This is a genomic window from Burkholderia lata (assembly GCF_902499025.1).
GTDB classification, from domain to species: Bacteria; Pseudomonadota; Gammaproteobacteria; order Burkholderiales; family Burkholderiaceae; genus Burkholderia; species Burkholderia lata_C.
Genome location: NZ_CABVPW010000009.1, coordinates 14,250 through 33,994 on the forward strand (window position 1 = coordinate 14,250; position 19,745 = coordinate 33,994).

Annotated in this window: 14 protein-coding genes; 6 read left to right on the top strand and 8 right to left on the bottom strand. The window is 67.9% G+C overall.

Annotated features, from left to right (window positions below):
- Nucleotides 1–12 precede the first annotated feature (12 nt).
- The 6 genes from BDI24065_RS10920 to BDI24065_RS10945 form a co-directional block, all read right to left on the bottom strand.
- The gene (locus tag BDI24065_RS10920) at nt 13–2,697 is read right to left on the bottom strand and encodes a GH92 family glycosyl hydrolase (protein WP_254609725.1); all 2,685 of its coding nucleotides are present in this window, start codon (nt 2,695–2,697) and stop codon (nt 13–15) included.
- 448 nt (nt 2,698–3,145) lie between these two features.
- Nucleotides 3,146–4,333 carry a YncE family protein gene (locus BDI24065_RS10925; RefSeq protein ID WP_175031247.1) on the bottom strand — a complete coding sequence of 396 codons (1,188 nt, stop codon included), beginning with the start codon at nt 4,331–4,333 and terminating at the stop codon, nt 3,146–3,148.
- Between the two features lie 127 nt (nt 4,334–4,460).
- The gene (locus BDI24065_RS10930) at nt 4,461–5,966 is read right to left on the bottom strand and encodes a M81 family metallopeptidase (protein WP_175031248.1); all 1,506 of its coding nucleotides are present in this window, start codon (nt 5,964–5,966) and stop codon (nt 4,461–4,463) included.
- Nucleotides 5,967–6,120: 154 nt separating this feature from the next.
- Entirely contained in the window at nt 6,121–7,545 is a 1,425-nt protein-coding gene (locus BDI24065_RS10935; RefSeq protein ID WP_175031249.1) for an aldehyde dehydrogenase family protein, read from the bottom strand.
- Nucleotides 7,546–7,575: 30 nt separating this feature from the next.
- On the bottom strand, nt 7,576–8,973 hold the full coding sequence (locus BDI24065_RS10940; RefSeq protein WP_175031250.1) for an aspartate aminotransferase family protein: 1,398 nt from the start codon (nt 8,971–8,973) through the stop codon (nt 7,576–7,578).
- A 57-nt stretch (nt 8,974–9,030) separates the two neighbouring features.
- Nucleotides 9,031–10,422, bottom strand: coding sequence for an APC family permease (locus tag BDI24065_RS10945; RefSeq protein ID WP_175031251.1), 1,392 nt, complete (start codon nt 10,420–10,422; stop codon nt 9,031–9,033).
- A 251-nt stretch (nt 10,423–10,673) separates the two neighbouring features.
- Between BDI24065_RS10945 and BDI24065_RS10950 the strand changes: the two genes are divergently transcribed.
- From BDI24065_RS10950 to BDI24065_RS10970, 5 genes are all read left to right on the top strand, one after another.
- On the top strand, nt 10,674–11,768 hold the full coding sequence (locus tag BDI24065_RS10950) for an AraC family transcriptional regulator (protein ID WP_175031252.1): 1,095 nt from the start codon (nt 10,674–10,676) through the stop codon (nt 11,766–11,768).
- Between the two features lie 624 nt (nt 11,769–12,392).
- Nucleotides 12,393–13,109, top strand: a complete 717-nt coding sequence (locus tag BDI24065_RS10955) for an ABC transporter permease (protein WP_175031253.1) — start codon at nt 12,393–12,395, stop codon at nt 13,107–13,109.
- Nucleotides 13,106–14,017, top strand: a complete 912-nt coding sequence (locus BDI24065_RS10960) for a glycine betaine ABC transporter substrate-binding protein (RefSeq protein WP_175031254.1) — start codon at nt 13,106–13,108, stop codon at nt 14,015–14,017. Before BDI24065_RS10955 ends, BDI24065_RS10960 begins: the two co-directional genes overlap by 4 nt.
- Before the next feature lie 10 nt (nt 14,018–14,027).
- On the top strand, nt 14,028–14,681 hold the full coding sequence (locus tag BDI24065_RS10965; RefSeq protein WP_175031255.1) for an ABC transporter permease: 654 nt from the start codon (nt 14,028–14,030) through the stop codon (nt 14,679–14,681).
- Nucleotides 14,678–15,853 carry an ABC transporter ATP-binding protein gene (locus tag BDI24065_RS10970; RefSeq protein ID WP_175031256.1) on the top strand — a complete coding sequence of 392 codons (1,176 nt, stop codon included), beginning with the start codon at nt 14,678–14,680 and terminating at the stop codon, nt 15,851–15,853. The genes BDI24065_RS10965 and BDI24065_RS10970 overlap by 4 nt, the downstream gene beginning before the upstream one ends.
- A 161-nt stretch (nt 15,854–16,014) precedes the next feature.
- Here BDI24065_RS10970 and BDI24065_RS10975 read toward each other — a convergent pair whose 3' ends face one another.
- Nucleotides 16,015–16,407 carry a surface-adhesin E family protein gene (locus tag BDI24065_RS10975; RefSeq protein WP_175031257.1) on the bottom strand — a complete coding sequence of 131 codons (393 nt, stop codon included), beginning with the start codon at nt 16,405–16,407 and terminating at the stop codon, nt 16,015–16,017.
- A 372-nt stretch (nt 16,408–16,779) separates the two neighbouring features.
- Between BDI24065_RS10975 and BDI24065_RS10980 the strand changes: the two genes are divergently transcribed.
- Nucleotides 16,780–19,215: a PEP-utilizing enzyme gene (locus BDI24065_RS10980; protein WP_175031258.1), complete on the top strand. Its 2,436-nt coding sequence runs from the start codon at nt 16,780–16,782 to the stop codon at nt 19,213–19,215.
- 46 nt (nt 19,216–19,261) lie between these two features.
- Here the strand turns inward: BDI24065_RS10980 and BDI24065_RS10985 are convergent, their stop codons facing one another.
- Nucleotides 19,262–19,642: a sugar ABC transporter ATPase gene (locus tag BDI24065_RS10985; RefSeq protein WP_175031259.1), complete on the bottom strand. Its 381-nt coding sequence runs from the start codon at nt 19,640–19,642 to the stop codon at nt 19,262–19,264.
- Nucleotides 19,643–19,745 lie beyond the last annotated feature (103 nt).

Genomic DNA, 19,745 nt, shown 5'->3' on the forward strand with positions numbered 1-19,745 from the left:
GTCTGCCTGGGTTTATCGTGCGCCGGCCTGGCGCATGCGTGTCGCCGCCGACGACCCGCCGGCCGTCATCTGCGTGTAGTCCGCGTTCGGCCCGGACGGCGGCGTCAGGTTGTCGGCGGCCGCCCATTGCGTCGGCGTCGCGGACAGCGTGTAGTTCATCGTGCCGCCATTCGCGATCTTGCCCAGCGGCAGCCATGAACCCGCGTAATCCCCGCCATTGACCTTCAGCGACTGGATATACGCAAACGACGGGCGCCCCGCGCTGTCGATCGCAACCTGCTGGTCGCTTTCGAGCCGCAGCGTCTTGCCGTTGCCGAACCAGACGGTGATCCCGCTGAACTGCGGCGTGGACAGCGCGAGCCCCGCTTCCGACGGAATGACCGGGAACATCCCGAGCGCCGCCCACACGTACCAGCTCGACGTCGCGCCCATGTCGTCGTTGCCCGGCAGCCCGTCGCGGTCGGTCGTGAACGTCTTCGACATGATGATCGGGAGAACGTACTGTGCACCGCTCGGTTGCCCGGCCCAGTTGTACCCCCACGGCGACTGGAACGACGGCTCATTGCCGATGTACAGGTTGTTCGACGATTCGCCGCCGTTCAGGCTGCCGGAGGACGGCACGGTCGAAAACGGCGTCGTGATCGCAAACAGGTTGTTCAGCCGCGTGACGGCCGCCTGCTTGCCGCCGATCGCGTCGATCAGCGCGCTCCAGTCCTGCGCGAAGGTCCAGAAGTAGTTCGGTTCCGTCGATTCGTGGAACGCGCCCTGCACGAGCGTGCCCAGCGTGCCGGGTGCCGAGCCGGCCGGCGGTGCGTTGCGCGCGGCGATCACCTTGTTCGTGTAGTCGAAGATGTTGCGCCACCACCCGGCCCGCGTGTACAGCGTGCCGATGTTGTCCGGCGTGACACCGACCGACGGCGCGTTCAGCACGCTGGCGGGCAGCGCCTGCAGGAACGCGGCCGCCGAGCGGTCGCTCAGCACGCGCTCGATGGTCGCCGACGACGAGTGGCCGTCGTCGCTCTGCGACAGGTAGTGGGCCGTCAGGAAATTGGCGAGGCCCGCTGCGCTCGTGCGGTCGTTGCATGCGCTGGACGGATCGAACACGGACTGCTTCGTCAGGCGGGCGGCGGACACCAGGTCGAAATCGGTCGCGCCAAACTTGTATGCGCCGGCAATCACGTTCAGCGCGTTGTCACCCGCCATCGGCGTGGAGTCGTCGCTGCCGTCGACCCAGTGGGGGAACGCGCCGCACTGCAACCCGTCGACGACGAGCGACTGCATCATGTCGCTCGATTCCTTCGGTGCGAGCAGCGCCAGCAGCTGCGCCTGCGACCGGTACGTGTCCCACAGCGAGAAACCCGTGTAGTGGTTGCCCGCGCCGCCCTGCGATCCGTCGGCGCGCCGGAATGCATAGTCGCCGACCTTCGCCGTCGCGCGCGGCGGAATGGTGCCGGTCTGGTCGACCGACTTCGGATAGCTGCCGTCCGCGTTCCTCGGCTGGCGCATGCTGCGGAATTCGCCGTTCGTGTCGCTGTAGAGCGTCGGCGTGCCGAACACGCGGTAAAGCGCGGTGTAGAACTTCGTCAGGTTCGCCTTCTGCGTCGCGTTCAGCGCTGCGGGCGTCGCGGCCTGGTCGATCTGGATCGTGTTGAGCCGGTCGTTCCACAAGCCGGACGCGTTCTTGCGTGCGTCGTCGAACGCGAGCTTTTCACCTTCTGCTTTCAGGTTCGCCTGCGCATTCCGGATGCTGACGGACGAGACCCCGACTTTCACGGTGACGGTCCGGTCCGCGTCGGTCAGGTCGAACTGCAGCGTCGCCGCGCCGTTGCTGGCGGTATTCACCGCCGAAGTACCCGCCTGCTTGCGCAGCGGCTTGTCGAAGGTCGCATAGAAATACACGGGCGCATTCCACACCGTGCCGTACGGCGTGCAGAACGCCGGCGCCACCGCCTGCCCGCTCATCGACTTGCCGTCGCTCGCGAGCGCCAGCGCGACGTTGTTCGCGGTGACTTTCGTGGCACCGGAATCGCTGTTGCCGTTCAGCTTCGCGTCGATCGAGAAGAAGCCCTTGTCCTTGTTCGTGTACGTGAAGCGCGCGATGCCGGCACGCGCGGTCGCGCTCAGCTCCGTCACGATGCCGTTCGAGAGGCGCACCTTGTAGTACCCGGGCTCGGCCGTTTCATCCGCGTAGCTGTACCCGATGCCGATCGGCCGGCCGGCCGATGCCACGGCCGTCGCCGCATCGGTCGGCAGCATCGCGACCGTGCCCTGCCCCGGGCACCCGACACCGCTCAGGTGCGTCACGCTGAAGAAGTCGATCGTGCCGCCCGACCCGCCCGTCGACAGGTAGCCGCCCGAGCCGTTGAAGTTGTAGCGCGGCGTGTTCGGCCCGAAATTCACCATCCCGAACGGCACCATCGCGCCCGGGCTCACATTGCCCGCGTAGCCGGAATCGTCGTTGACCTGCGTGCCGATCAACGGGTTGACGAACTGCGTCAACGGCATGTTGATGCGCTTCGGCGGGGCCGGTTGATCCGGTTGCGATGGCTGGGACGGCCCCGAGGTCGGCGGCACGGTCGACGGTGTGTCTCCCGCGCCGTTGCTGGCCGTCTTCACACCGTTCACGTCATCGCCGCCACACGCGGCCAGCGCCGCGCAAGTCAGCGCGGCGACGAGCAAGAGTCGTGGATTATTCATTTTTCGTTTAGTACCGTTAATTAAAACGATTGATCCGGCGCCGACGATATTCCGGCGCGCCGCCTCGCGTGCGGCCCTGCGCGGCACATCGATGCCGCGCGGCGTGACGTCGACTGGTCCCCCCAAGCGACGCCACGCTGACTTTCACATGCGAACCGCCGGCGACGATCGTTGCCACCGCAACCGTCGCCTCCACCGCCCTGCCTCCGGGAACGTCACATGCTTCCCAGGGGCTTACAGTGCCGCAACGACTGTTTATTCACTACAAGAAGTTTCCCGAATTTTCAGTTTGTTTAACTAAACAATCCGGCGTTAAGTGGCTTTGGGTACAAATTTCCGCCATTTGTTGCGTTGCAACGGCGGCGCACGGGGGTGTGCATTGACAGGCGCCCGGCGAACCCGGGCGCCGCATGGACTGGCGGAACGGTACGAACGGATGCCGTGCGCGTCAGCGCGGCAACGTCCTCAACGACGACGGCCCGCCGGTCAGCGCGATCCGCTTGCCCGTATCGCGCAGCTTGCCGCCTTCGACCGAATAGAGCGCCAGTTGCCGTTCGACGTTGAACTGCACGATCACGTGCCGGCTGTCGGCGGTGAACACGATACCCTGCGCGGCTTCGCCGCCGGGCAACTCGCTCACCTTCACGGCCTGCCCGTTGCGGATCTCGAACAGCAGCACCTTGCCGATCTTGTGGCGGCCCGGGTTGTCGGGCGTCAGGTTCGAACCGTCCATCGCCTGCACGGCGATCCACTTGCCGTTCGGCGAGATCGCGACGCCTTCCGGCAGCGACGGCACCGGCAGGTACTGGACCGTGCGGAACGGCACGCGCGACACGTCGATCAGCGCGATCGAATCGGCATCACCCGCCAGCGTGCCCGTATAGCCCGGCAGCCCCGCGAGTCCGACATTGCTGACGACGGCCCAGCGGTTGTCGCTCGACACGTCGATCGTGTACGGCGCGACGCCCGTGCTCAGGCGCGACCCGCTGTCGGTCACCTTGCCGTCGTCGACGTTCAGCACCGCGACGCCCTGCTCGTCGCGCAGCGACACGAGCGCATGCTTGCCGTCGTGCGTGAAGCTGATGCCGGCCAGCCGCTTCTTGCCGATCTTCAGGTTGCCGTCGAGCGTCACCTGCGTGCCGTCGATGCGCAGGATCGACACGCTGCCGTCGACATTCGCGACCAGCGCGAGCTTGCCCGAGCGGTCGATCGCAATGCCCTGCGGATGCGCACCGAGCTCGATGCGCGTGACCGCGGGCGGCGCGGCGTCGAGCGTCACGACCTGGAGGAACGTGTCGTACACGAGCTGCTTCGCGGCCGTGTCGTAGCGCGTCGGCGCGCCGACGAGCGCGAGCTTCGCGTCGGGCGTGATCGCGACGGCCTGCGGCGGCCCCTGGATGCCGTTCTCGACGTCGACCTGCAGCGCGACCTTCGGCGGGAACGTGCTGGCGTCGAGCAGTGTCAGCGTGTCGGCGGGCGGGGAAGCCAGATAGGTGTCGCGGCCCTCGACGCGCTGGTACTTGCCGTCGTTGCCGGACACGATCCAGTCGGCGGCATGTACGGCAACGGCCGTCGTGGCGAGGGTCAGCGCGGCGAGCAGGCGCGCGCTGCGCGGGCGAAAAGCATTCGAATGCATGGCGGTCGGTTCTCCGGATCGGTTGCGGACGCAATGGATGGCTCGACCCTGCTGCTCGACGGGTCGATGCCACCGCATGATGCCCGAAAGCCGGCGAATCCGGCGTCTCGCGCCCGGTCCGCTTCCGTCAATTCGCCCGTCGCGCGCCGGACGACGACCACTCGCCGACGTCGTCGAGCGGATACACGGGCCGCACGAGCCGCTCGTAGCGGAACAGCCCGTAGTCCGAACCCGTCACGCCGCGGCTGTCGCACTCGACCAGCGCGGCCGCGATCGGCACGAACACCGGCCGGCAATACATCCGCGACTTCAGCAGCAGGAAACGCGCGCGGCGCGGATCGACGCCGACGCTCTCGAACACGCCGAGATCCCACGGCTCCTGCGTGCGCTCGGTGATGACGAGCGTGGCCGCGCCGATATCGAGCACGGCCGTGCGGCCCATGTATGCACGCTGGCCCGTGTAAGTCGGCCCCGTGATCACGTATTCGCCGTCGGTGAGCGCACGCACGATGCCGGTCGCGCGAAACGGCTCGCGCCGCACCCCGCCGTGCGACGGCAGGCGGTTGCCGACCGGTACCGTGACCGTCGCGCCGACACCGGCGTCGATCAGCGCCGCGACGGCTTGCGGGTCGCACAGCGGCCCGCTGACGATGCCGTCCAGCCCGTGCTCGAGCGCGGCCTCGAGCAGGTCCATCGTGTCGCACGGGCCGCCCGACATGCAGTTGTCGCCATGATCGAGCATCAGCACGGGGCGATCCGCGCCGTGCGCGAGCGTTGCAGCTTGCTCAATTGAATCAGTGAGCGTTGCGCTACGGTAAACGAAGTCGTCGCGCTCGTCCCAGATCTGCCGTGCAATGCGCTCGGCCACCGCATCGGCCGCGGCCCGGTCGCCATCGGCCACCACGACGACGCTGATGCATGGCGCGGGAATGTCCGCGAGCGAGAAGCCGGGCAGCACCGAGACCGCGAGCATCCCGTCGGCCTCGGCCGCGCGCGCGGCCTCCACCGCGCGCCGCATCGCGCCTTCCGCGCTCGCGCTGCGCAACGTCGACGTCATCAGCGGCGGCTGCCGCCACGCGAGTACCGGCCGCGCGCGACCGTGCAGCCGGTCGAGCAGCACGCGCGCCGCATGCTCGCCGGTCTCGTACATGTCGACGTGCGGGTAAGTCTTGAAGCTGACGATCACGTCCGCGTGATCGACCATCTTCTGCGTGACGTTCGCGTGCAGGTCGAGCGCGACCGCGATCGGCGCGCCGGGCAGCGCCGCGCGCACGCGTTCGAGCAGGTCGCCCTCGCCGTCCGCGCTCTGCTCGGCGACCATCGCGCCATGCAGGTCGAGCATCACTGCGTCGCAGCCCGGTGCGGCCGCAACGATCGCGTTGCAGATCGCCGCATACGCGTCGGCCGCGACCGGCCCGCTCGGGTTCGCGGCCGCCGATACGGGCGTCACGATCTCGGCGCCGTCACGCTCGGCCGCGTCGAGGAACGCGGCCATCGCGGTGCGCATCCCGCGATTCGCGCGATACGCGTCGCCGCCCCAGTCGGGGCCGTTGCGGCCGAACGCGGCGAGCGGCGTCGGCACCGGCGAGAACGTATTGGTCTCGTGGTTCATCCGCGCGATCAGGATCTTCATCGCGCGCGGCCCTCCGCGAGCGCAAACGCGCCGCGCATGCCTTCGGTCGTCTCCATCGTCTCCATGCTCCGCATCGTCGAATTCCTCGCCATCGATGAAAAGGGTACGGCGTCCCGCAGGACGCCGCACCCCGCTCAGCGCATCCGCGCGTCGCTCAAGCGTACCCCGTCGTGCCCTTCGTCTCCAGATACTCGACGAGGCCGAACTCCGCGTACTCGCGGCCGTTGCCCGAGCGCTTGTAGCCGCCGAACGGCGCGGCCGGATTCCACGGCGGGTAGTTGATGTGGACGTTGCCGACCCGCAACCGTGCCGCCACCCGGCGCGCACGCTCGGGATCCTTCGACTGCACGTAAGCCGCGAGCCCGTAGACCGAATCGTTCGCGAGCGCGACGGCCTCGTCCTCGGTGCGGTAGGTCATGATCGCGAGCACCGGCCCGAAGATCTCCTCACGCGCGATCGTCATGTCCGGCGTGACGTTCGAGAATACCGTCGGCCGCACGTAGAACCCGTCGCCGAGCCCGTCCGGCCGCTCCGGGCCGCCGGCGACGAGCGTCGCGCCTTCTTCGATCCCGAGCCGGATGAAGTGCTGGATGCGATCGAACTGCGTGCGGCTGACCACCGGCCCGATGCCGGTTTCCGTCGACCGCGGATCGCCGACGACCGTGCGCTCCGCCTCCCGCCGCGCGGCCTGTTCCGCCAGCGCGAGATGGTCGGCATGCACGAGCATGCGCGTCGGCGCATTGCACGACTGGCCGCTGTTGCTGAAGCAGCTGCGCACGCCGCGCGTGACCGCATCCTCGATGTCCGCGTCGGGCAGGATCAGGTTCGGGCTCTTGCTGCCGAGCTCCTGGTGCACGCGCTTCACGGTGTCGGCAGCCGCCTTCGCGACCTCGACGCCCGCGCGCGTCGAACCGGTGAACGACACCATGTCGACATCCGGATGCCGCGACAGCGCGTCGCCCACTTCATGCCCGTAGCCGTGTACGAGATTGAATACGCCGGGCGGCACGCCGGCCTCATCCAGGATCTCCGCGAACAGGATCGCGCTGAACGGCGCGATCTCGCTCGGCTTGAGCACCATCGTGCAGCCGGCCGCGAGCGCCGGCGCGACCTTGCACACGATCTGGTTGATCGGCCAGTTCCACGGCGTGATCAGCGCGCATACGCCGATCGGCTCGTGCGACACCAGCAGCGAATCGGTCTGCGTGCTGAAGCGGAACGACTGCAGCGCGCGGATCGTCTGTTCGAGGTGCGCGGTGCCGACCGCGGCCTGCGCCGCGCGCGCGAAGGCGATCGGCGCACCCATCTCCTGGCTGATCGTCTGCGCGACCTCCTCGTAGCGGCGCTGGTAGATCTCGAGCACGCGCCGCAGCAACGCGACGCGCTCGTCCACCGGCCAGCGCGAATACGTGTCGAAGGCCTGCTTCGCCGCGCCGACCGCGCGGTCGACGTCGGCCGCACCGCCGATCCTGAGCTGCGCATACGGCCGCGCCGTGCTCGGGTCGATCACGTCGATCGACTTCGCATCGGCCGGATCGAGCCACTGGCCGTCGATATAGGACTGTTGTGACGTTCGCATCGAATGCTCCTGAAATGAAGGACGCCGCGCTCAGCGCGTCGCCCGTGCATAGGTGTCGACGAGGATGTCGCGGATCTTCGCGACGAACCACACGATCTCGTCGCGCGACATCACGAGCGGCGGCGAGAACTGCACGATCGGCGTGCCTTCGTGATCGACGCCGGCACGGCACAGCAGCCCCGCGTCGAAGATCGCGGGCGCGAGCAGCGTCGACACGAACGCCTGCGCACTGATGCCGGCCGCCCAGCGGCGCGCGGCCTTGTCGGTCACGAGTTCGAGCGAGTAGTGGTAGCAGTCGCCGCGCACATCGCCGACGCACGGCAGTTCGAGCAGGCCGTCGAGCGTCTGCCGGAACACCGCTTCGTTGCTGCGGACATTCTCGAGCACGCCTTCTCGCTCCATGATCGCGAGGTTCGCGAGCGCGGCCGTGCACGCGACCGGGTGCCCGCCGTAGGTCGCGCCGTGCAGGAACATCTGCTGCGGGCCGTCGAGCACCGTGTCGACCACCGCGTCGCTCGCGATCACGCCGCCGAGCGGCACGTAGCCCGACGCGATGCCTTTCGCGAACGTGATGATGTCCGGCTTCAGCCCGTAGCGCGCGGAGCCGAAATATTCGCCGAGCCGGCCGAACCCGCAGATCACTTCGTCCGCGACGAGCAGCACGCCGTGCCGGTCGCAGATGTCGCGCAGCCCGGCCGCGTAGCCGGCCGGCGGCGTCAGGCTGCCGCCCGCATTCTGCAGCGGCTCGACAACGATCGCGGCAACGGTATCCGGCCCTTCCTGCACGATCAGCGATTCGATCTCGTCGAGCAGGTGGCGCGTGAACTGCGCTTCCGTCTCGCCCACCGGGCGGCCGTAGCGCTTCGTGTTGCCCACATGCCGCACGCCCGACATCAGCGGCTCGAAATGCTTGCGGAAGTTCGTCATCCCGTTCAGCGCGAGCGCGCCGAACGACGTGCCGTGATACGCGACGCGCCGCGCGATGAACTTGCGCCGCTGCGGCTCGCCGCGCGACTGGTGATACTGGCGCACCAGCTTGATCGCCGATTCGTTCGACTCCGATCCGCTCGACGTGAAGAACACGCGGTTCAGGCCCTCCGGTGCGAGCGCCGCGAGCTTGTGCGCGAGCTTGATCGCCGGCTCATGGCCCACCCCCCAGTTGGTCGCGAACGGCAGCCGCACCATCTGCTCGCGGATCGCGTCGCCGATTTCCGCGCCGTGGCTGTAGCCGACCTGCACGCAGTACAGCCCGGCCAGGCCGTCGAAGTAGCGCTTGCCGTTGCGGTCGACGAGCCAGCAGCCTTCGCCGCGGTCGAACACGGTCAGCGCCTTGTCGCGATACGCATCGGCGTGCGTGAAATGCATCAGCAGGTGGCGCTTGCCGATGGCCTGCAGGTCCGCATCGAGATTGACGTCAACAGCGTTCATGGATGATTCCTCCTTCAGGGTTTCAGGGCCGGCGGCCGGCAGTCGGCCACCGGTCATTCAATTCATCGACAGCGTCGGCGCCGGGCGCGTGAAGCCGCGCGTCAGCCACACGAGCTGGCAGAGCCCGAGCACGAGCCAGCCGATGCCGACGTAGAACGTCTGGCGCGACAGGCCCGACCACAGCCACACGTTCATCGCAAAGCCGATCGCCGGCATCGCGCCGAACGTGATCCAGCCCGCGAAGCGGCGATGCTCGGGGCGGCACAGATAGCTGCGCATCACGCACAGGTTCACGACCGCGAACGCGACGAGCGCGCCGAAGCTGATCATCGTCGACGCGAGATCGAGCGTGATGAACAGCGCGGACAGCGACACGATGCCGACCGCGAGCGTCGCGCGCACCGGCGTGCGCAGCCGCGCATGCAGGTGGCCGAATACGCGTTCGGGCAGCACCCGGTCGCGGCCCATCGCGAACAGCACGCGCGTCACGCTCGCCTGCCCGGCCATCGCACTCGCGAAACAGCCGGCCACGTACACCGCGACGAAGAACGCCGACAGCGTGCCGCCGCCGATGCGCCGCATCAGTTCGAGGCTGGCCGAATCGAGATCCTTGAATGCATGCCAGTCGGGAAACACCACCTGCCCGACGTACGCGACCAGCATGAACAGCATGCCGCTCGCCAGCGTGCAGAGCAGGATCGCGCGCGGCACCGTGCGCTTCGGCTCGCGGGTTTCCTCCGACAGCGTGGTGACCGCGTCGAAGCCGAGGAACGACAGGCACAGGATCGCGGAACCGGCGAAGATCGCACGCGCATCGCCCGACGACGGCAGCGCGACGGCCATCGACAACCCTTCGCCCGACGCGACCCGCGCGGATGCGATGAAGAAGATCGCGATGAACACGAGCTGGCTTGCGATCAGGATCAGGTTCACGCGATTGACGAGCCGGATGCCGACGATGTTCAGCCCGGTGATCAGCACGATGCTCCCGACGATCCACACGCTGGCCGGCACACCGGGGAAAATCTGCTTCATGTAGATCCCGATCGCGAGGTAGCTGATCATCGGGATGAACAGGTAGTCCATCAGCAATGCCCAGCCGACCATGAAGCCGGCCGACGTGCCGAAGTTGCGGCTCGCGAACGTATAGGCCGACCCGGCGCTCGGCATCAGCTTCGCCATGTGGCCATAGCTGCGCGCGGTGAACAGCATCGCGACCAGCGTGACCGCATACGCGGCCGTCAGGTGCCCGTTGGTCTCGCTCGTGACGATCCCGTAGGTCGTGAACACCGTCATCGGCAGCATGTAAGCAAGGCCGAAGATCACCAGCGTTGCGAGCCCGAGCAGATGCGGCTTGCGGCGTTCGTCCGCGTCGCCTCGCAGCGCGTGTGCGCCGAAGTCATGCGTCGCGGCGGCCGATGCGTATCGACCTGGGCTGTCGTTGTCCATGCTGTCCTCACGTGGGTGGCGTTCACGGCTTCAACACTCGTTCGCCCGGCACGGCCGGCGGCGCACGACTGGAGCAAAGTGTGGTGCGCCAAAAAATCGGCCACGAATGAGAAAAGCGGACGTAATCAGGGGATATTTCCGGACACGCTGCCGCCTGTCGCGCCGGCGAGTCATGCATGCTGCTGTGCCGCACTGGCGTTTTGCGGACATTCCGGCTATGTTCTACGCGACCCCGTCGCCCCGTCAGCACCATGAACAGCCGCTCCCATCCAAACCAGAGCCGGGCCGAGCGTAGCCTGCGCTCGTCGCTCGGTCTCGCGCGTCCGGCAGGGCGCCAGGAGGACATTCCCGCCACCGTCCATGCGATTGCGGTCGCGCTGGACGAGTGCCGCGTGCGGCATATCGACGGTGCCGCGCTGCTCGAAGGCACCGGGCTCGGCGCGGACGAAGTCGCGTCGCCGAACCTGCACGTGAATCGCGGCCAGGAGCAGCGCTGCTTCCACAACCTGCTGCAGCGCAGCGGCGTGCCGTCGATCGGGTTGTCGATCGGTGCGCGGCTGCACGTGTCGACGCTCGGCCTCGCCGGCTACGCGATGCTGATCAGCGGCTCCGTGATGCAGGCATTCCGGTGCATGAGCCAGTTTCCGCTGTTCATGGGACTGTATTTCGACGTGCGTATCGATGCGCACGCGGACGGCATGAGCGTGACGATCAGCCGCTACAACGGCGAGCCCGATCTCGAGGTGTTCCAGGTCGACATGTGCCTGTCGAGCCTGCGCCTGATCGTGTCCGATCTCGTCGGCAAACCCGTCTGGCCGGAGCAGGTGCAACTCGCGCGCCGCACGCCACGCAATGCGGCCGACTACACACGCCACTTCGGCTGCAAGATCGCGTTCAATGCGGGCGACAACCGCCTCGTGTTCACGTCGGTGAACGGCACGGAAATGCCGCTGCTCGCGAACGAAGTCAGCTTCAACGCGCTGCACGGCCAGTGCGAGGCGCTCGAACGGCAGTGGGCCGCGTCGGTCGGCACGCGCTTTGCCGATCGCGCGAAGGAGCTGATGGCGCGCGACCTCGCGCGCTTCAAGTCGATGACGTCGCTCGCGAACGCGCTGCACCTGACGGAACGCACGCTGCGCCGGCGGCTCGACAAGGACGGCCTCACGTTCCAGGCGCTGCTCGACGACGTGCGCCGCGACGAGGCGCAGCGGATGCTCGACGACCCTGAGCTGACGGTCGCGGCCATCGCGGAACGTCTCGGCTACAGCGAGCCGCGCAGTTTCCGTCATGCGTATCGGCGCTGGACCGGCAGGACGCCGCGCGCCGATCCGGACGTCAACGCGTAAGTCGGCCCCTGCCGGGACTTCGTGCGGACACGCGGTAGTGCGTGATCGTGGAGCACGACGCGGGGCCGCTCGCGACATTCATTTCGAGACGATAGCCTCGCCAACCGATTCGGAATTCGAATCATTTGCCGCACACCCGATCCTGCGCTGCTTCATCGCCACCGCACGATAGACGGCGCGCAGTCGCGATCGCCCACAAGGTAGACGCAATCATTCGATTACTCTATACTCGCCCCAACTTCATCACAAAATGCATGATCTCGTGTGCAACGTGATGCCAATTCGCAATTCGTTGCGCATGCATCCGTTCCGCCACATCAAGGGGGCCTCCGGCTCCAGCGGTCGGCTTCACGCCCACCGCATCCATGCCGTCTTCACGAGACGGTGCCCTGCCCGAACGCGTCTCGCCGTTACGGCGCCGCCGGGCTGAACATGACAATCAGACGAACGCAGCGTTGCGTTCACTCGACCGCCAGTCGCACCTCGTTGCGGCCGGCATGACTGTTTCCGTCAGTTCAAATCGCGGCCATGCCGGGATCACGAACTTCCATCGCGGCGCCATCCGGCGTCAACGCGGCGCGTGCCTGCGCGTGTGCCGCACCGAGATTGAGGGGGTGTATCTTCATGACTCGACGCACTGTCCAGCTGTTGGGCAGCCTGATAGCCATCGTCGCCATCGCCTGGGCGCTCGCCCGCGGCATCGGCGCCGACACGTTCAGCCAGCGCGCGGACGATCTCGCGTACTACGCGGGCCAGCACATGCTGCTGGTCGTCTATTCGATGACGCTCGCGATCGCCGTGGGCGTGCCGGCCGGCGTGCTGCTGAGCCGGCCGCGCTTCCAGCATCAGGCCGAGCGCTTCATGCAGGTCTTCAACATCGGCAACACGATTCCGTCGCTCGCCGTGCTCGCCATCGCGCTCGGCATCTTCGGCATCGGCAACGTGCCCGCGATCGTCGCGCTGTTCCTCGCGTCGCTGCTGCCCATCACGCGCAACGCCTACGAAGGCATGAAGAACGTGCCGGCCGCGCTGCGCGAAGCCGCCAAGGGCATCGGCATGACGGGCTGGCAATCGCTCGTGCGCGTCGAGTTGCCCGATGCACTGCCGATCATCGTCGGCGGCGTGCGCACCGCGCTGGCGATCAACGTCGGGACGGCCCCGCTCGCGTACCTGATCGGCGCGGACAGTCTCGGCTCGCTGATTTTCCCCGGCATCTATCTCGACAACCAGCCGCTGCTGTTGCTCGGCGCGTCGCTCACCGCGATCCTCGCGCTCGTGCTGGACGGCATCGTCGCGGCCGGCAGCCGCCATTGGCTCGCACGCCACGGAGGTGCGGCATGACGCTCCACCGCACCATTCGATCGATCGCGCGCCTGTGCGCCGCAGCCGCGTTGTGCGTGGCGGCGAGCGCACCGGCATGCGCGGCGAAGCTCGTGCTGGGCGCGAAGAACTTCACCGAGCAATACGTGCTGGCGGAAGTCACCGCGCAATACCTGCGCTCGCGCGGCTACGACGTGGAAGTCCGATCGGGCCTCGGCAGCACGCTCGCGCGCAGCGCGCTGGAAAACGGCCAGTTCGATCTGATGTGGGATTACACGGGCACTGCCGCGCTCGTCTACAACAAGATCAACGACAAGCTGTCGCCCGACGAAATGTACCGGCGCGTCAAGGCGCTCGACGTGCCGCGCGGGCTCGTCTGGCTCGACGCATCACCGCTCAACGACACCTACGCGATCGGCCTGCCCAGCCCGCTCGTGCAGGCCACCGGCATTCGAACCGTCTCGCAGCTCGCCGAGCACCTGAAGACCGATCCGGCCGCGAAGCACTACGTGTTCGGGATGGATGCCGAATTCGCGAATCGCCCCGACGGGCTGAAGCCGCTGCTCGCCGCCTACGGCATGCAGTTCAGCCGCGCGCAGCTCAAGCAGATGGATCCGGGGCTCGTCTACACGGCGCTGCACAACAACCAGCTGAAGATCGGCCTCGTCTACACGACCGACGGGCGCGTGAAGGGCTTCGGCATCGTGCCGCTCGAGGACGACAAGCACTTCTTCCCGCCGTACAACGCGACGCCCGTGGTACGCAAGGACACGCTCGATCGCAATCCGAAGCTCGCGACGCAGCTCAACGCGCTGTCAGCCGTGCTCGACAACGACGTGATGCAGGCGATGGCCAAGGAGGTCGATCTCGACGGCAAGTCGCCGCGCGACGTCGCCGACGCGTTCCTGCGCACGCACAAGCTGCCTTGAAGGAGAACCGATGAGCGTATTCGACTATCTCGCGTCGAGCTGGCCCGAACTGCTGCAACTCACGTTGCAGCACATCTGGCTGGTCGGCATCGCCGTAGGCTGCGCGATCGTGGCCGGCGTGCCGCTCGGCATCCTCATCAACCGCCACGACTGGCTCGCCGGGCCGCTGCTCGGTGTCGCGACCATCGTGCTCACGCTGCCGTCCATCGCGCTGTTCGGCCTGATGATCCCGTTCTTCTCGCGCTTCGGCCACGGAATCGGTGCCGCCCCCGCGATCACGGCCGTATTCCTGTACTCGCTGCTGCCGATCATGCGCAACACCTACCTGGCGCTGCACAACGTGGATGCGGGCATCAAGGAAGCCGGCACCGGCATCGGCATGACCTCGTGGCAGCGCCTGCGGCTCGTCGACCTGCCGCTGGCGGTGCCCGTGATTCTCGCGGGCGTGCGCACCGCGGTCGTGATGAACATCGGCGTGATGACGATTGCCGCCGTGGTCGGCGCAGGCGGGCTCGGCACGCTGATCCTGCGCGCCATCGGCCAGAGCAGCATGATGAAACTGCTGGTGGGCGCGGTGCTCGTGAGCCTGCTCGCGATCGTCGCCGACCGGCTGCTGCAGATGCTGCAGCGGGCATTGACACCGAAGGGAGTGCAGAAGACATGATCGAACTCGACAAACTGACCAAGACCTTCACGCGCAAGGACGGCCAGGCCGTGCGCGCCGTCGACGCCGTGAGCCTGTCGGTGGCCGAGGGGGAAATCTGCGTGTTCCTCGGCCCGTCGGGCTGCGGCAAGACCACCACGCTCAAGATGATCAACCGGCTGATCGCCCCCACGTCCGGCCGCGTGCTGATCAACGGCGAGGATACGGCGCAACTGAACGAGGTCGACCTGCGGCGCCACATCGGCTACGTGATCCAGCAGATCGGGCTGTTCCCGAACATGACGATCGAGGAAAACATCACCGTCGTGCCGCGCCTGCTGGGCTGGGACAAGAAGCGCTGCGCCGAGCGCGCGCGCGACCTGATGGCGATGGTCGCGCTCGATCCGAAGCTGTACCTGAAACGCTATCCGCGCGAGCTGTCGGGCGGGCAGCAGCAGCGTATCGGCGTGATTCGCGCGCTGGCCGCCGATCCGCCCGTGCTGCTGATGGACGAGCCGTTCGGCGCGGTCGATCCGATCAATCGCGAATCGATCCAGAACGAGTTCTTCCAGATGCAGCGGCAACTGAACAAGACCGTGATCATGGTGAGCCACGATATCGACGAAGCGATCAAGCTCGGCGATCGCATCGCCGTGTTCCGGCGCGGCCAGCTCGTGCAATACGACCACCCCGACACGCTGCTCGCACGCCCGCGCGACGAATTCGTCGCGCAGTTCGTGGGCCAGGACAGCACGCTCAAGCGCCTGCTGCTCGTGAAGGCCGGCGACGCCGCCACGCAGCCCGAAACGGCGCGGGTCGATACGCCGCTCGCGCACGCGCTCGCCGTGATGGACGAAACCGACTGCCGCTACCTGACCGTGCTGGACGATGCGGGCCGCGCGCTCGGCTACGTGACGCGCCGCGCGGCGCGCACCGACGGCGGCGTGTGCGGCGAGCGCGTGACGCCGTTCCCCGCCGGTGTCGCGGCGGACGACAACCTGCGCATCGTGCTGTCGAAGATGTACCAGTACAGCGCGTCGTGGATGCCGGTGCTCGACCCCGACGGCGCCTGGCTCGGCGAGATCACGCAGGACTCGATCGCCGCGTACCTCAGCTCGGGCCGCTCGCGCCGGCAGACGGGCCAGCCGCCCGGCAGCCCTGCCGATGCGATCGCTGCAACCGCCATGCATTGATTCGTCGCCGGGCCGGTGCGCCACCGCACCGGCCCGGGCAAGCGAATCGATGCCGTGCTCGATGGCGAAAACGTGCGGCCAGGTCCGGCGATTAAACGCCGCTTGACCCGCCGTCAACCGAACCTCGTCAAACCGGAACCGGCGAACCGACGCCATTTCCGTCATCCGGATTTCCCGCAGACGTAATCCATGACCAGCGTCTGAATCGAGTCGCGCTCGACATAGCGGTAATCATCCGCATCTTCGCGAGAAACGTAGACCTGGCCCGGTTGCGTTCCGACCATGCTCGTCTTGCCCATCGCCCAGGCCTTGTTCCCGCAGGAGAACGACCAGTCGGAAACGATCTGCTTCACCGGAAACGGTGCCGAGTAACGGCGCGGCTCGGCATAGACGATCTTGACCGTCACCCACGAATTGATCTCGTGACGCTCCACGGAAGCGGGATCCACATAGAGCGCGACAGCCGGGCCGGGGCCAAGCGTGATCCAGCTCCCGGCCCAGGCTCCGCTGGCGACGAGCGCAAGCCATGCCCCCGCGATCCAGTGTCTTTTCATTTGCATTCCTCGAATCCGGCCCGGTGAATTCCGGCGGCCCGATTCTACTTTCCCGGTTCGCGCGAAGTGTGCGATTCGATCCGGATCATTCACCGGCTTCGACTCATTTCGTTCAATCGACATCCGGTCATGTATATCGAGCGCGTATCGAAACATCCGACGCGCGGAATGAATCGCGAATTAAATGAAATCGACTCGCGTAGAATGCCCGCAACAATCCAGCATCAAGCCGAGCGGGCCGCCCCTCCATTCCACTCGCACCGGCGCAACGCGAACAAGACAACACGGACAAGACCCGTGGCATCCGCAAACGGCGCCGCGCCGCCTCGACCGCGCGCGCCACCGCGACGATCGCCCGCCGACGACGCCTCCATGAGCAAACCGATCCTGTACCTCCTCGCCGGCAACGGCAGCGCGGCCGACTGGTGGGACGATGCACTGCCCCACTTCCGGCATTACCGGCCCGTGCCGCTGGAACTGCCGGGCTTCGGCGACAACCCCGCGCCGCCTTGCGAAGATCTCGCCGCGTATGCGCAAGCGCTGCTGGACACGACCGAACCGGGCCACGCGATCATGGCGGTCGGCGTGAATGCGCTGCTGGTACTGCACGCCTTGCAGCGACGCCCCGGCCACTTCGGCCGCAGCGTGCTGCTCGCGCCCGTCGGCGCATTTCTGTGGGAACGGCGCCTGCCGAAACTGATGGCGCCGAAACCGCTGCGCAAGTCCATCCACTGGCTGCTCGCACATTACCCGACGCTGTTCGCCCGCAAGTTCTCGAACCTGACCTGGCCCCCTGCGCAATACCGCCGCATGGGCGCCGGCTATGCGCGCTGCCGCGCGTTCCTGCCGCATTGGGATCTCGTGCGCGCCGATACCGCGCTGCCGCTGCTCGAGTGGGTCACCGATCGCATCGAACTCGTGTGGGGCGACCAGGACAACGTGCTCGGCGTGCGCCAGGCCGCCGCGTGGTCGGCCATCCTCGCGCGCGCCGACCTCACCGTCACGCTGCAGGCCGGCTGGGGACACTATCCGTGGATCGATGCACCGGCGGCGTTCGTACAGTGGCTCGAAGCGGGCGACGCCGGTTTCGTTGCGCACACCAAGGGCGGGCGCCTGGCGCTCGCCACGATGGCCGGCCTGCCCGTGCCGCCCGCGCTGTCGCTGACTCGCGCCGACGATCCGCGCCTGCCCGGCTTTCTCGCGAGCCAGCCCGACGCCGAGTGGGCGGTCCGCTCGTCGAGCCACGGAGAAGACCAGGCCGATGCGGCCAACGCCGGCCTGCACACCACGTTCCTGCGCGTACCGGCCACGCAGGCGGCCGCGCGCGTGGCCGAGCTGCTCGACGGCGGCCTCGAGGAAACGGTCGTGCAGCGCTTCATCACGCCCGTGCTGTCGGGCATCGCGTTCGTGCGCCATCTCGCGGTCGAAGTCGAATGGGTGGAAGGCCACCTCGAAACGCTCGCCGACGGGCAGGCCAGCCCGCAACGCGCGATCCTGTCGCGACTCGGCGAGCCCTGGCAGCGCGGCACGTTCCCGACCGCGCACGGCCTGCGCGCGTCGCAGCTGTGGGATTTCCTGCAGTGCGTGCTGCGCGCGTTCCACTACGTGCCGGGCGATGTCGAATGGGCGTGGGACGGCCGGCAGCTGTGGCTGCTGCAATACCGCCCGATCAGCAGCTACGGCTGGCACCGGCACCTGACCGCCGCGAACATCGCCGAGATCCTGCCGCCGCAGCCGAGCCGGCTGGTCGAGTATGCGCAACGGCGCGCGGCCGGCAGCATCCCGGCCATCATGGCACGCTGGGATGCACGCGTACTGCAGGACAACGAACCATTCACCGCGCTCTACGGCGGCGCATCGTACATCAACAACGACCTGTTCCTCGCCCGCCTCGCCGACTGGGGCGTGTCGGCCGGCAACTACAGCGGCGAGATCGGCGGCGCGACGCCGCCGCTGCGCTGGCGCCCGCTGCGGCTGTTGCGCTCGCTGCCGGTGTTCTGGCGCATGCTGCGCGTCGCGCGCGGACACCTGCCGACGCTCGAGCGCGGCTTGCAGCGCTTCGACCGGGAACTCGCGACGCTCGTCGAGCAACGCGCCGACGGCCAGCAACTGGCCGACTGGTTCACGCGCTTCTACGTGTTCGTCGTGCAGGGCAACCTGTGCATCGCGTCATCGCTGGCAAGCAGCGGCGGCGCACTGTGGGGCCGTCCGCCGACCGCCTACGGCCAGCTCGACGACAGCCCGCATCGCCTGCCGTGGGAAACCGATCCGGGCACCGCGCGGCCCGCGCCCGCCAGCCTGCCGCTGCAGGCGTTTCCCGACTGGCCGCTGCCGGTTCGCGTGCTCCACGCGCTCGGTTCACCCGGCATGCGCGGCTGGTATCTGCAGGTGCGCGAGTGGTATCGCGACAACCTGATGCGCGTGTTCTTCCGCCTGCATCACGCGATGCCGGCCGCCGACCGCGACATGTGGTTCGCGCCGCATCCCGAGCGCCGCGAACGCAACGGCAGCTTCTGGCAGGACGGCAGCGAAGGCACCGACGAGGCGGCCGGCTTCATGATCTATCCGGGCCACACGCAGGGCGTGCTCGGCCACGACATCCTGCTGGAAGACTCGCTCGACCCGGGCCGGCACGCGCAGTACCAGGCCGCGCGCGCCGTGATCGCACGCATGGGCGGCCGGCTGTCGCACGGCGCGACGCTGCTGCGCGAACTGCGCAAGCCGTCGGCCGTGCTGCCGCGCGTCGATGCGGCGTGGATCGGGCGCGAGGTGCGGCTCAGCGACGGCCGGCTGACACTGGTCGAATGAGCGCGGCGCGGTTGCCGCGCGCCCGGGTTTCGGCCCCGGCCGGCACTCAGCGCACCGGCGTGCGAATTGCCCCGTCGACCTTCAACGTGCGCCCGCCAGGCGCGGCCACGTATTCGACCGTCTGCGCGGGCGTGACGGCGCCGTACGAACGGCCGTTCACATAGACGGTGCCGTCGCGCACCTCGATGTGATCGCCGTTGACCATCGCGGTCGCCCGGTCGCCCTGCAGCACCGCGCTCGAACACCCGCCGAGCGAAAAACCGCGGACCGACGTGCCGCCCGGCGTCGCGGCACCGCCGTCCTGATCCGCCAATTGCCCCACGCTGCAGGGCGGCGGCGCATCCGTGCCGCCGGCAGCGTGGACCGCGCCGGCGCTGATGCCGCATCCGGCAAGCAACGCAATCGTCATCGGCTTCAGATGGTTCATGGTGAGCTCCGTTGTCCGCGGCCGCGGATCGATGACCGGCGACGACCGTGCTCGCATGGCAGGCAGGCCGGATGCACCCAGTATGCGTCCGGTTCGTGGCACT

Coding starts and splice junctions, on each gene's coding strand:
- BDI24065_RS10920 (WP_254609725.1), bottom strand. CDS start 2,697: ATGAATAATCCACGACTCTTGCTCGTCGCCGCGCTGACTTGCGCGGCG.
- BDI24065_RS10925 (WP_175031247.1), bottom strand. CDS start 4,333: ATGCATTCGAATGCTTTTCGCCCGCGCAGCGCGCGCCTGCTCGCCGCG.
- BDI24065_RS10930 (WP_175031248.1), bottom strand. CDS start 5,966: ATGAAGATCCTGATCGCGCGGATGAACCACGAGACCAATACGTTCTCG.
- BDI24065_RS10935 (WP_175031249.1), bottom strand. CDS start 7,545: ATGCGAACGTCACAACAGTCCTATATCGACGGCCAGTGGCTCGATCCG.
- BDI24065_RS10940 (WP_175031250.1), bottom strand. CDS start 8,973: ATGAACGCTGTTGACGTCAATCTCGATGCGGACCTGCAGGCCATCGGC.
- BDI24065_RS10945 (WP_175031251.1), bottom strand. CDS start 10,422: ATGGACAACGACAGCCCAGGTCGATACGCATCGGCCGCCGCGACGCAT.
- BDI24065_RS10950 (WP_175031252.1), top strand. CDS start 10,674: ATGAACAGCCGCTCCCATCCAAACCAGAGCCGGGCCGAGCGTAGCCTG.
- BDI24065_RS10955 (WP_175031253.1), top strand. CDS start 12,393: ATGACTCGACGCACTGTCCAGCTGTTGGGCAGCCTGATAGCCATCGTC.
- BDI24065_RS10960 (WP_175031254.1), top strand. CDS start 13,106: ATGACGCTCCACCGCACCATTCGATCGATCGCGCGCCTGTGCGCCGCA.
- BDI24065_RS10965 (WP_175031255.1), top strand. CDS start 14,028: ATGAGCGTATTCGACTATCTCGCGTCGAGCTGGCCCGAACTGCTGCAA.
- BDI24065_RS10970 (WP_175031256.1), top strand. CDS start 14,678: ATGATCGAACTCGACAAACTGACCAAGACCTTCACGCGCAAGGACGGC.
- BDI24065_RS10975 (WP_175031257.1), bottom strand. CDS start 16,407: ATGAAAAGACACTGGATCGCGGGGGCATGGCTTGCGCTCGTCGCCAGC.
- BDI24065_RS10980 (WP_175031258.1), top strand. CDS start 16,780: ATGAGCAAACCGATCCTGTACCTCCTCGCCGGCAACGGCAGCGCGGCC.
- BDI24065_RS10985 (WP_175031259.1), bottom strand. CDS start 19,642: ATGAACCATCTGAAGCCGATGACGATTGCGTTGCTTGCCGGATGCGGC.